Consider the following 12,665-nt stretch of genomic DNA (forward strand, 5'->3'; position numbering starts at 1 on the left):
AATAAAAACAACTCAAACTCGTTCTTTATGGAAGTGAATCCACCGAACTTGAGTTGCCTTTCACACTGACAACATCTTCACACACAATATAAAGATTCTTTTAAGCGAGGCTAACTTGCCTCAAGCTTATGACGAGAGCCTTGCTCTGTGTCTATGGTTAAACTTTAGAGTGTTAGCTCCAATTTGACAAACGAGAAAAATAAACCTAATAGGTGAAAAAAACTAAACTATATACCTTTGTCTAATACATTTAGATTGGATTGCTTTGGAAGCTATGATGCGAAGGCGTTTTACAGGCACAAAAAAAGCGCTATAAAGCGCTTTTTAATATTTAAGACAGGCTTAAATAATTTGGTTTTCTTTCCAGGCTTGCTCTTTTGCTAAACGGTTTTTGCGTTTATCACATGGATCATCGCAATCACAGGCTTTATCAATACCAACCGAACCTAAACCACCACAGCTGCTTGCCATAGATTTTTTTTGCACGATCATACCAACGGCCATAGCCGAAACTATCAAAATTAGTAAGCCAAAAGTAAGAAGAAAAAGTGACATTGCTTAGCCCCTATTGATCAGCAATAAATTAAACTCAAATATTTTTGAGCGACTGCTATTATATACCCAAATAACACGGAAATAAACAAGTCAGCACCATACTATAAATAAGACTTAAATGCTGGGCTTGAGTAGGTAATTAAACCCTCTTTTGATTTACCTATTAAATAAACCGGTAAATCATGTTGCTCAGCATAAGCTTGCGCTTTTTGCATCCCCATTACAGTAAGTGCCGTCGCTAAACCATCTGCTGTCATAGCGCTTGGATGAAGCACAGTTACCGACACTAAGTCGTGCTTAATAGGCATACCTGTTGCTGGATCAATTAAGTGGGTATAGATCTCGCCATCCATTTTATAAAAAATACGGTAATCACCCGATGTCGCTATACCACTTGTACCTGGCGATAAAACACGGTGTACCTTACGCTCTCCAGGTTGCGCATCTGGTTGCTCAATCGCGATTTTCCAATCCTGATTATTTGGCTTTTCACCTGCTATACGCAGCTCACCACCAATCTCAACCATGTAATTAGTAATGTCGTGGCTTTCTAATAACTGGGCAACTTTATCAATACCATAGCCCTTAGCTGTTGCCGAAAAAGAAAGCTCCAGTCCATTAACTGTTTTAGCCAGTCCTTGCTCATTTAAGATAAGTTTATCAATGCCTATTTTTTCAACCATACTTGCAAGCTCTTCATCACTTGGGCGATTAGTTGGTTTTTTATCAGGCCCAAAGCCCCATAAATCAATTAAAGGCCCCATTGTTACGTCGAGTGTTTTAGTTGATTCACCCAAGCGAATAGACTCGCTTATAACAGCCCTAAAATCTTCGCTAATTGGCATGACTTGATTTGCAGGTAATCTGTTAAATGTATTTATTTCAGAGTCTTCTATGTAAGTAGACATAGATTGGTTCACATCTTTTAAAACAGCGTCTATTTGCAGCTGTAGTTGTGAAGCCGATAGCTGGGCTTGCTCATCATAATATTTAATATGATAAGTGGTACCCATAGTCTTACCTTCTAAAAAGGTTTCTTTTAACTCTGGCTTTTCACCACACCCAGACAATAATAAAGTCAGTGTAATTAGTAAAAAGGCCATTATGCCCTGTGAAGTACTTACTCGATTCATAACAGCTCTACTTAATAGATTGATAAAATTAAAGAATAAAAAAAGCCTCGTAACACAAGTGCTACGAGGCTGGTATTTTAACCAAAACTAAACTGTTTTGGTATTAGTGTTAGCCACCGAAGTCATCTAGTAAGATATTTTCGTCTTCAACACCTAAATCTTTAAGCATAGTAATAACTGCCGCATTCATCATTGGAGGACCACACATGTAGTACTCACAATCTTCAGGCGCTTCGTGATCTTTAAGATAGTTCTCAAATAACACGTTATGGATAAAGCCAGTATAGCCTTCCCAGTTATCTTCAGGCTGTGGATCTGAAAGTGCTGTATGCCATACGAAGTTAGGATTTTCAGCGGCTAGGCCGTCAAAATCTTCTACGTAGAACATTTCACGCTCAGAACGTGCACCATACCAAAAGCTCATCTTACGTTTAGAGTTCAAACGTTTAAGTTGGTCAAAGATATGAGAACGCATTGGCGCCATACCAGCACCACCACCAACAAATACCATTTCTGCGTCAGTGTCTTTAGCAAAGAACTCACCAAATGGACCCGAAATAGTTACCTTGTCGCCTTCTTTAAGTGACCAAATGTACGAAGACATTTTACCACACGGCAAGCTAAGGTTTCTTGGAGGTGGAGCAGCAATACGCACGTTAAGCATAATGATGCCTTCTTCTTCTGGGTAGTTAGCCATTGAGTAAGCACGAATTGTTTCTTCGTCTACTTTTGACTCCAGATCGAAGAAACCAAAATGGTTCCAGTCGCCACGATACTCTTCAGGAACATCGAAATCTGCATATTTAACATGGTGAGGTGGAGCTTCGATTTGGATGTAACCACCCGCACGAAACGGCACTGACTCGCCATCTGGAATTTGCAGCTTAAGTTCTTTGATGAACGTTGCTTTGTTATCATTAGAGATAACTTCACAATCCCACTTCTTAACACCGAAAATTGACTCTTCAAGCTCAATTTCCATGTCATTTTTAACATTTACCTGACACGCTAAACGACAGCCTTCACGGGCTTCACCTTTAGATATGTGATCAAGCTCAGTTGGCAGAATATCACCACCACCTTCTTTAATGTGTACACGACACTGACCACAAGAGCCACCGCCACCACAAGCAGATGATACAAATATACCTGACTCAGATAGTGCGCCTAAAAGCTTACTACCTGCTGATGTTTTAATGGCTTTATCTGGGTCGCCATTAATGCCGATGATAATATCGCCACTTGCAACTAACTGAGATTTAGCACCAATGATGACTAAAACCAGTAGTACAACGATAGCGATAAAAACACCAACGCCTAAGAAAATCTGATAATCCATGATTTATCCTCGCTACCTTTACAGTGAAATACCAGAGAATGACATAAAGCCAAGTCCCATTAAACCAACAGTGATGAAGGTAATACCTAAACCACGTAAGCCGTCAGGTACGTCTGAGTATTTCAGTTTCTCACGGATACCTGCAAGTAATGTAATTGCAAGTGCCCAACCAACACCAGCGCCAATACCATAAACAACAGACTCGCCGAAGTTATAGTTACGCTCAACCATGAATGATACCGCACCAAATATTGCACAGTTAACTGTGATAAGTGGTAAGAAGATACCTAACGCGTTGTATAGTGCAGGGAAAAACTTATCTAATGCCATTTCAAGAATTTGCACAAGTGCTGCAATAACACCAATGAAAGTTAAGAAACGTAAAAAGCTAAGATCTGCATCTGGGTAACCTAACCAAGTTAGTGAACCAGGTGCAAGTACCGCATGATAAACCAAGTTGTTTACAGGTACAGAAATACCCAATACAACTATAACCGCTATGCCTAGGCCAATTGATGTAGTTACTTTTTTAGATACCGCTAAAAAAGTACACATGCCTAAGAAGAATGACAACGCTAGGTTCTCAATAAAAACGGCTTTTACAAATAAACTAATATAATGTTCCACTATTTGCCCCTTACGCTTTAGCTTCTACTTGGTCTTTCTTATAAGTACGCAGTACCCATATGAACAAACCAATGATGAAGAATGCACTCGGTGGTAAGATCAATAGACCCATAGGCTGATACCAACCGCCATCTTGTACTAATGGGATAATATCAACACCGAATAGTGAACCCTTACCAAATAGCTCACGAATGAAACCAACAGTAAGTAGTACTACAGAGTAACCTAAGCCGTTACCAATACCGTCAAGGAATGACATAAGTGGTGGCGACTTCATCGCGTATGCTTCAGCACGACCCATTACGATACAGTTAGTAATGATTAGACCAACGAATACAGAAAGCTCTTTTGCAGTAGCATAAGAAAATGCCTGTAATACTTGGTCAACAACGATTACCAATGATGCGATAATGGTCATTTGTACGATGATACGTACAGATGATGGGATCTGGTTACGAATAAGCGAGATAAAGAAGCTCGAAAACGCAGTTACAAGTGTCAATGCAATTGACATAATTAACGCATTTTTTAAGCTAGACGTTACCGCTAGCGCAGAACAAATACCAAGTACTTGTAGTGCGATTGGGTTGTTAGCTAAAACCGGACCAAATAGGACCGCCTTCATTTCTTTAGTATCAGCCATTATTTCAATGCTCCTTTACGTACTTTCGCAAGGAAAGGGCCAAAGCCATTTTCGCCAGTCCAAAAGTCAACTGCATGATCAACACCGTTAGACGTTAATGTAGCACCTGAAAGACCATCGATCTTATGCTCATCATTGCCCGCAGTACCTTTAACAATTTGAATTGGAAGTTCTTTACCTTCCCATGTAGCAGTCCACTGTGGATTTTGGATTTCGCCACCAAGACCTGGGGTTTCATTATGCTTGTAAAAGATAATGCCCTTAACTGTTTCACCATCGCTTTCAAGCGAGATAAAACCGTACATTAAGCCCCATAAGCCGTAGCCTTGGATAGGAAGAATGATTGCATCAACTGAGCCATCTTCTTTTTTAGAGATATACACCGGTGACTCTTTAGTCACACGTTGAATACCAGCAATATCTTTAACGCCTTTCTCTTTAAGAGAAACACTTAGCGCTGCATCATATTTGCTTTTTTCAAAGTCAAAGATTGTTGGGTCTGTATCTACAAACTCACCTGTAGTCATGTTTACAACGCGCGCTTCGATTTTTGCATCAAATGTTTCAAGAACATTTTCAACTTTGTCGATGCCCGCAGCAGCTAAGATATTGCTTTGAATATCTTTGTTTTTATTAGCTTGCTGTAAAGGACGAAGCTGTACAGAAGCAAACGATACAATGATTGCACACACTAAACATAGTGCTACAACAACTGATAACGTTTTGCCGATTGATTCGTTATTACTAGACATTACGTGCCAACCTCCGCTTAATATTAGCCTGCACTACAAAGTGATCGAACAGTGGAGCGAACAAGTTAGCAAATAAGATTGCTAGCATCATGCCTTCTGGGAAAGCAGGATTCACAACACGTATCATAACCACCATAAAGCCAATTAATAGACCATATGCTAATTTACCTTTGTCAGTAAATGCAGCTGATACAGGGTCAGTAGCCATAAAGAACATACCAAACGCAAAGCCACCAAGTACAAAATGCCAATACCAAGGCATTGCAAATACAGGGTTAGTTTCTGAGCCAACAGCATTTAATAAAAATGCAGTTGCTACCATACCTAGGAATACACCTAGTACGATGCGCCAAGAAGCGATACGAACGTAAATTAAGAACAAACCACCTACTAATAATGCAAGTGTAGATGTTTCACCTACAGAACCTTGAATGAAACCATAAAACGCATTCCACCATAATTCCATGTTTGCAAAGTCAAGTGTGCCAGCAAATGCTTGGCCTAGCATAGTTGCACCAGAGAAAGAATCTACTGCTGTCCATACTGTGTCACCTGAGATTTGAGCTGGGTATGCAAAGAATAAAAATGCACGACCGGCTAAAGCAGGGTTTAAGAAGTTACGGCCAGTACCACCAAAGATTTCTTTAGCGATTACTACACCAAACGTAATACCTAACGCAACTTGCCATAAAGGAATAGTTGCTGGCAAAATAAGTGCAAATAATACAGAAGTAACGAAGAAACCTTCGTTAATTTCATGCTTACGCACTGAAGCAAATATAACTTCCCAGAAACCACCTACTGCAAATGTTACAGCGTAGATAGGTAAGAAGAAACATGCTCCATAGAACATCTTAGCGCCCCAGCCTGCATCAGCGGTTAACTCACCACCGAATAACTGGAACAAACCAACTTGCCACGTGTTTGCTAGTTCAAAACCTTGTGCTAAAGCACCAGCGGCCTGATGACCAATATTGAACATACCAAAAAACATAGCAGGGAACGTTGCCATCCACACTAAAATCATCATGCGTTTTAGGTCGATGTTATCGCGTACGTGTGTCGCGCCTTTATTTACGTAGCCTGGTGTATAAAAAATAGTTGCAGCTGCTTCATACAGAGCATAAAACTTTTCATATTTACCACCGGCTTCAAAATTCGGCTCGATATCTTCTAGATATTTTTTTAAACCCATCTCTCTAGCCTTCCTTCTCGATCGTAGTTAAGCAATCGCGTAGGATAGAACCATACTCGTATTTGCCTGGACAAACGAAGGTACATAATGCTAAATCTTCTTCATCAAGTTCAAGCGCGCCCAATGAAATTGCACTGTCTAAATCGCGTGCAATTAAGTCACGTAATAATAGAGTAGGCAAAATATCTAACGGCATTACACGCTCATAGCTACCAATTGGTACCATGGCACGTTTTGAACCACCTGTTGACGTTGTCATTTTAAATAAACGACTTGGTGCAAGGTGAGAAAGGAATGTACGCGTTACAGAGAATTTATCACTACCTGGTGCAATCCAGCCAAACAATTCTTTTTCGCGACCTTCAAGTAAAACAGATACTTGAACGTGGTAACGACCTAAGAATGCATGAACACCGTTTGAAATAGAACCCGATAGAACAGAACCAGAAATAACGCGGTTATCTCCGTCTTCTAACTCACCAGCCACTAAATCATCCAATGAAGCACCTAATTGTGTTTTCACTAAACGTGGGTTTTTAACGCGAGGACCTGCAAGCGAAATAACACGATTTGTGTAAATTTCACCAGTAAGGAATAAGTGACCATACGCAATAACGTCTTGGTAACCAATATGCCAAACTTGTTTGCTAACAGAAACTGCATCAAGATGGTGGATATGAGTGCCAACGAGGCCAGCCGGATGCACACCACCAAACTCATGTACTTCTACTTGAGCTATAGATGAGCTAGGAACTTGGCTGCCTGCTTTTTTACACACAAATACTTTGCCATCGGTCAAACGCGAAACAACTGCAAGACCCGCTTCAAATGCTTGCGCATTTTCTGCAATAATTACTGCAGGATCTGCAGCTAATGGGTTTGTGTCGATTGCGGTCACAAAAATAGAACTAGGATTTGCATCCACAGCCGCTACTTTGCTGAATGGGCGAACACGAAGTGCTGTCCATTGACCAGACTGGATAAGTACTTCTTTGGCTTTTTCGCGCTCTAAGCTCGGAAGCTCGTCTGCTTTGAAAGAGTCAAAGGTGATTTGCTCACTGCCTGCTACTTCAATAACAACAGATTGCAGCACACGTTTAGCACCACGATTTATTTCTTTTACTGTACCAGAAGCTGGAGCAGTAAATAGGACGCCTGGGTTCTTTTTATCTTCAAAAAGTACCTGGCCTTTTTTGACTTGGTCATCCACACGAACATGCATGGTTGGACGCATACCGATAAACTCTTCACCAAGCACAGCTACACGTTTGACAGCAGAACCGTCATGTATAACTTGCTGTGGCGCGCCCTCTAAGGGTAAATCCAGACCTTTTTTTATATTGATCATACGCACTTGCATTACATTAAAGGAAAGAAACTGAAAAATCGTATCAACCACGTCGCCATTTGAGTTATTCCAAGTTGTATCAAGGTACAAAAGAGCAGCTTGCTAGAAATGTCAAACAAGCAACGTAGTAAAACTCATCACATATTGTCGAGATTTTAACATCATTTTAGATGACTATGCGAGTGTATTTATGAAAATTATACGACAGAAACACTTATTTAGTTTTGTTAAGTGGTTTAAATAAAAATCAAGGTAGACCAAAGTAGTAGCCTAAGCAATTATCGTTCCTGATTCCATCGTAAATTAAACAAATCGCATAATACAAAAAAAGCCGCTATAGCGGCTTTTTTATAACTAAAATTCTGTTAGTCAATCATATTAGCAATTGGCTTAACTGAATCTATGTCTTGATCGTAGTCAACACCGTCTATACCAAAACCAAATAAGCGTAAAAACTCATTATGGTAACCAACATAGTCTGTTAGCTCATCAATGCTGCTTGTATCAACACTATCCCATACAGCTTGAACGCGTGCTTGCACATCGTCTTCTAGCTCTTTATAGTTTTGGAATAAATGCCCACCGTCATCAAAGCGAGGCGATTCACCGTATAGGTTTTCACTAAATAATGCGTGAATTTGCTCAATGGTGCCTTCATATGTGCCATCTGCTTTCATAACTTTAAATAAAGCAGAAATATATAACGGCATTATAGGAATAGCAGAACTTGCTTGTGTCACTACTGCATTAAGTGATGAAACATATGCCTCACCATTTAAATCTTTTGTTGATTCTTTAATAGCAGCCGTTGCACGGTCTAAATCTTCTTTAGCTTTACCAATAGTAGCGTGTCCGTATATTGGCCATGTTAGCTCTTTACCAATATAAGTATACGCTGTAGTTTTAAAGTTATCGGCAAGTACACCGGCTTCTTTTAATGCATCAATCCACATTTCCCAATCTTCACCACCCATTACTTTAATAGTGTTGTCGATATCGTCTTGATTTGCAGCTTCAACCGTAATTTCATCAATTTCACGCTTTGATGTATTTAAGTTTTTAGTGGTTACTGCATTACCTATTGGCTTAAGTGTAGATGAGAACATTTCACCTGTATTTGGATCAGTACGACGAGGAGACGCTAGGCTGTAAATAATACAATCTACTTTACCCAAATCTGCTTTAATAGTGTCGATTGCTTTTTGCTTGATTTCGTTAGAAAACGCATCGCCATTAATATTTTTAGACCAAAGACCCGCTTCGTCTGCAGCTTCTTGAAAAGCAGCGGTATTGTACCAACCAGCAGAGCCTGTTTTACGATCTGTACCTTCTTTTTCAAAGAAAATACCTAATGTTTTAGCACCACCACCAAACGCAGCAGTAATGCGCGATGCCAAGCCGTAGCCTGTTGATGCGCCAATAACTAATACATTTTTTGGTGCACTTTTTAATGCGCCTTGTTGTTTTACATAGTTAATTTGTTCTTGAACATGCTCTGCACAACCAGCTGGGTGTGCGTTTGTGCAGATAAATCCACGAATTTTAGGCTTAATGACCATTGATCATCCTATATCTTTTACAATAAAAATTAGCGCTAGTTTAAAGGCTAATACTAAAAACACTGATCTGATCAGTTAACCACAAGTGTAACTATCAAATCACTATTAATTATTTAAGCTAATTTAGAGCCGCCCATACAATTAGGTGAATCTGGTGCCTCGCCGCCCTGCTCTGTATACTCATCGGGTGTATATGTATGAATTGCGAGTGCATGAATATGATTTGCTAATTCATCTTTTAGAATTTCATTAATTTCACGATGGCGCTGCAATAAACGTTTACCTGTAAAACCTTCGCTAACCACTATTACTTTAAAGTGTGATTCAGTGCCCGCACTGTGCATATGGCTTTCGTTAATTACGTTTAAATGTTTACACGCAATAGCGTTGCTTATTTTTTCTTGGATCTGTTGCTGCATTGACATAAAAGACCGTTTTAATTAGCTAATTTATACACTTACTATAACAATTTAACGCAGCGCTTGGCTAACTAAATTGCTTTTGTTTAATGTGCTTAATAAATCGGTAAGTTAAACTTATTCGAGGATGTGCAAGCGTTGTTTGTTTAGGTATTGCATGTTGATAATCTCGCTGGCTATGTCCATTCATTATTAAACAGCTGCCACTTTGTAATTTTAAGTCGGTTACTTTATTGCTCGCCTTGTGCTTTAACTTTAGAACCCGATCAGCTCCTAGCGAGACACACACAATTGTTGGTTTATCACCAAGCTCTATTTCATCATCACTGTGCCAGCCCATCGTATCATTACCATCTCGGTAATAATTAACGAGTAATGAGTTTAGAGGCTGATTTAAGTGCGCCTCTAAACGCCTTCTCATATTAAGTAACAATTCATCCCATGGCTCTACTATTTGCTTACTACTTGAATAGCCGTATTCAATATTTAAATCGCTCATGAAGCATTGTAGCCGTGGAATAGGCCCCGTTTTACCATAAACAGTTACATCGGGTTGCTGCCAACGTAGGTTTTTTTGCAAATAATAAAATAGATCGAGGCTTTTTTGTGCACTAAGTGCCCTACTTTGATAAGAAAAGCCATTTGGTAACTGTTGGGGGTTGGCGTTTTGCCGTTGCATGTTAGAATTTACCTACATTAGATTACTGATCAACGAACCATTATGACGACGCAAGCCCAGCTAGGCGATAAAACCTTTACTCTTGAACGCTTTCCTTTGGATCAAAAAAACCGCAGCTTACAAGCGTGGGATTCGGCAGATGAGTACCTTATCAATTATGTTAACGAACATCACCCTGATTGTCGCTCATTGCTTATTTTAAACGATAGCTTTGGTGCACTTGCTTGTTATTTTAATAAGTTAACGGTTTGTTCAGTTAACGATTCTTATATTAGCCACCAAGCTGCGGCTTATAACTTACAAGAAAACAAACTGCCTACAGCAGATTTTACACAATTAGATAGTTTGTCTGCATTACCGCAGGATGTTGATTTAGTACTTATTAAAATCCCTCGTAATGTGGGGTTTTTACAGTTTCAGTTAAGTGAGCTCAGTGAAGTCCTTGCACCTGGTACGCCAGTAATTGCCGCAGGTAAAACAAAAGAAATTCACAACTCAACAATAAAATCATTTGAGCAATTTATTGGTGAAACAAAAACTAGCCTAGCAGTTAAAAAATCCCGTCTTATATTAAGTACAGCTAAAGGCGGATATAAAGCAGCAGACTTCCCTGTAACGTGGGAGCTTGAAGGTACTGAGTTTAATATAACAAACCATGCAAATGTGTTTTCGCGTGATTCGTTAGATATTGGTGCACGCTTCTTTTTTAACTACTTACCAGAAACACCAAAAGCTAAAAGCATTATTGATTTAGGCTGTGGTAACGGAGTTGTTGGATTAATGACGCTTGCTCGTTGCCCTAATGCATCAGTTACTTTTGTTGATGAGTCTTACATGGCAGTAGAGTCGGCTCGGTTAAATGTAGAAATTAACCTAGGCGATAAGTTTGATAACTGCGAGTTCATCGAAAACGACTGTTTAACAGGCTTTGAAAGAGACAGTGTAGATATGGTGCTTTGTAACCCTCCATTTCACCAAGCTCAGGCCGTTACCGACCATATTGCTTGGCAAATGTTTAAACAAGCAAAAGATACTTTAAAAGAAGGCGGCGAGCTGCGTATTATTGGTAATCGTCATTTAGATTATCATGATAAATTAAACCGTATGTTCGGCAACTGTAAGTTGTTAGGTTCAAACAAAAAGTTTGTCGTTTTAAGTGCAACAAAAAATAGTGGAATGCTATAAATGAAATTAACAAACATTATAATTGGGTGTTGTGTATTACTGATACTTGCTGGCTGCGCGAATCAGCCTAGCCAAGTAATACTTAACCCTGTTTATAAAAATGGTCAAATAAGCACTATAAATAGTAGCTTAAGTACTAGTGTAATTGATTTACGTGGCGATACATCAACACTTAAACTTATTGAGTCAGACAAAACTAAAACCTTTGCAAGCCAAGGTATTACCAGCTCTATTAAAAGTGTGTTAGACAGCGCCCTAAGCCGCAATGGAGCCAGTATTTCTAACTTAGCAACGGTTCGCTTTGAAGTAGATATTCATGCATTGCAAGCTGTTGTAACTGAAAAGCTAGTGAGCCATACCAGCGAAGCCCACATAGAACTTGGCGTGCGTGTTATTCGCGCCTCAAGTAACTTTAGTAAAGTGTATAGAGGTAGTGCTAATTTAGAAGGCCCATTTAGTCATGAGCGAGCAAAAATAGAAGGTCAGCTCAATAAGTTGACTGAGCAAGTTATTACCCGCATTGTATCTGACCCTGAATTAATAGAATTTTTAGAAGGTTAACTATGAAACGACTTTTTTTAATCTGCTTAGTCCTATTCTTTAGTGTAAGTAGCTTAGCAGCCCAAGAAGGCCGCTTTGTGCAAAAGGACAACATTTTTCCACGCGTAGAAATTGTAACCTCAATGGGTAGCATCGTGGTTGAGCTAGATCGCTCTAAAGCGCCCATCACAGTCAATAATTTTTTAACTTACGTGTCAGACAAAAGTTATCAAGGCAGCGTTTTTCATCGCATTGAGCGCGATGTAGAAAATGATCGCGACTTTGTTATTCAAGGTGGCGGTTACGATAAAGACTATGATGGTCTACATGAAAATGACCCTATTTTTAATGAAAGCGGTAACGGTTTAAAAAACGATATGTATAGCATTGCTATGGCCTATCAAGATAGACAACCGCACTCAGGAACTCGCCAATTCTTTTTTAATATGGATAATAACGATCACTTAAATCCAGGGAAAGATTGGGGCTTTGCAGTATTTGGTAGCGTAATGGATGGTTACGACACGCTTGATAAAATTATGACTGTTGAAACCGGTTTTAATGAAAAAATTGGCTACGATTTCGTACCTAAAAAACCTGTTGTCATCTTAAATATTAAAGTGCTTGAACAAGTCCCACTATAATTTTTTAAGAGCAGCTTAGCTGCTCTGCATCAAAGCCAATGAAGGCC

The 12,665-nt window shown here is 39.4% G+C and carries 14 protein-coding genes; 3 read left to right on the forward strand and 11 right to left on the reverse strand.

All coding sequences use genetic code 11. The features are described 5' to 3' along the window. Positions 1–342 precede the first annotated feature (342 nt). From nqrM to L655_RS0110165, 11 genes are all read right to left on the reverse strand, one after another. Positions 343–555, reverse strand: a complete 213-nt coding sequence (nqrM, locus tag L655_RS0110115; RefSeq protein WP_007376137.1) for a (Na+)-NQR maturation NqrM — start codon at positions 553–555, stop codon at positions 343–345. A 101-nt stretch (positions 556–656) separates the two neighbouring features. Further along, entirely contained in the window at positions 657–1,688 is a 1,032-nt protein-coding gene (locus tag L655_RS0110120; RefSeq protein WP_024604966.1) for an FAD:protein FMN transferase, read from the reverse strand. A 109-nt stretch (positions 1,689–1,797) separates the two neighbouring features. Beyond that, positions 1,798–3,027 (reverse strand): NADH:ubiquinone reductase (Na(+)-transporting) subunit F, encoded by a 1,230-nt coding sequence (nqrF, locus tag L655_RS0110125; RefSeq protein WP_002958895.1) that lies wholly within the window; start codon positions 3,025–3,027, stop codon positions 1,798–1,800. Positions 3,028–3,045: 18 nt separating this feature from the next. Then, complete coding sequence (gene nqrE, locus L655_RS0110130; RefSeq protein ID WP_002958896.1) at positions 3,046–3,654, reverse strand: NADH:ubiquinone reductase (Na(+)-transporting) subunit E; 609 nt, start codon at positions 3,652–3,654, stop codon at positions 3,046–3,048. Positions 3,655–3,664: 10 nt separating this feature from the next. Next, positions 3,665–4,297 carry an NADH:ubiquinone reductase (Na(+)-transporting) subunit D gene (locus L655_RS0110135; RefSeq protein ID WP_002958897.1) on the reverse strand — a complete coding sequence of 211 codons (633 nt, stop codon included), beginning with the start codon at positions 4,295–4,297 and terminating at the stop codon, positions 3,665–3,667. Further along, entirely contained in the window at positions 4,297–5,049 is a 753-nt protein-coding gene (locus L655_RS0110140; RefSeq protein ID WP_024604967.1) for a Na(+)-translocating NADH-quinone reductase subunit C, read from the reverse strand. The genes L655_RS0110135 and L655_RS0110140 overlap by 1 nt, the downstream gene beginning before the upstream one ends. Continuing rightward, positions 5,042–6,244, reverse strand: coding sequence for an NADH:ubiquinone reductase (Na(+)-transporting) subunit B (locus L655_RS0110145; protein ID WP_002958899.1), 1,203 nt, complete (start codon positions 6,242–6,244; stop codon positions 5,042–5,044). Before L655_RS0110145 ends, L655_RS0110140 begins: the two co-directional genes overlap by 8 nt. Positions 6,245–6,248: 4 nt before the next feature. Further along, on the reverse strand, positions 6,249–7,592 hold the full coding sequence (locus tag L655_RS0110150) for a Na(+)-translocating NADH-quinone reductase subunit A (protein ID WP_024596562.1): 1,344 nt from the start codon (positions 7,590–7,592) through the stop codon (positions 6,249–6,251). Between the two features lie 365 nt (positions 7,593–7,957). Beyond that, the gene (gene fabV, locus L655_RS0110155) at positions 7,958–9,151 is read right to left on the reverse strand and encodes an enoyl-ACP reductase FabV (protein WP_024604968.1); all 1,194 of its coding nucleotides are present in this window, start codon (positions 9,149–9,151) and stop codon (positions 7,958–7,960) included. Positions 9,152–9,264: 113 nt separating this feature from the next. Then, the gene (locus L655_RS0110160) at positions 9,265–9,576 is read right to left on the reverse strand and encodes a BolA/IbaG family iron-sulfur metabolism protein (RefSeq protein WP_024596564.1); all 312 of its coding nucleotides are present in this window, start codon (positions 9,574–9,576) and stop codon (positions 9,265–9,267) included. Between the two features lie 61 nt (positions 9,577–9,637). After that, the gene (locus L655_RS0110165) at positions 9,638–10,249 is read right to left on the reverse strand and encodes an alpha-ketoglutarate-dependent dioxygenase AlkB (protein WP_024604969.1); all 612 of its coding nucleotides are present in this window, start codon (positions 10,247–10,249) and stop codon (positions 9,638–9,640) included. Between the two features lie 42 nt (positions 10,250–10,291). Here L655_RS0110165 and L655_RS0110170 point away from each other — a divergent pair, with 42 nt between their 5' ends. From L655_RS0110170 to L655_RS0110180, 3 genes are read left to right on the forward strand one after another with little or no spacing between them, the layout of a single operon-like run. Then, positions 10,292–11,434, forward strand: coding sequence for a methyltransferase (locus tag L655_RS0110170; RefSeq protein ID WP_024604970.1), 1,143 nt, complete (start codon positions 10,292–10,294; stop codon positions 11,432–11,434). After that, positions 11,435–11,995 (forward strand): YajG family lipoprotein, encoded by a 561-nt coding sequence (locus L655_RS0110175; protein WP_024604971.1) that lies wholly within the window; start codon positions 11,435–11,437, stop codon positions 11,993–11,995. Positions 11,996–11,997: 2 nt separating this feature from the next. Further along, positions 11,998–12,618, forward strand: coding sequence for a peptidylprolyl isomerase (locus L655_RS0110180; protein WP_024604972.1), 621 nt, complete (start codon positions 11,998–12,000; stop codon positions 12,616–12,618). Positions 12,619–12,665: the final 47 nt, after the last annotated feature.

The organism is Pseudoalteromonas sp. TAE79 (assembly GCF_000498015.1).
Lineage (GTDB): Bacteria > Pseudomonadota > Gammaproteobacteria > Enterobacterales > Alteromonadaceae > Pseudoalteromonas.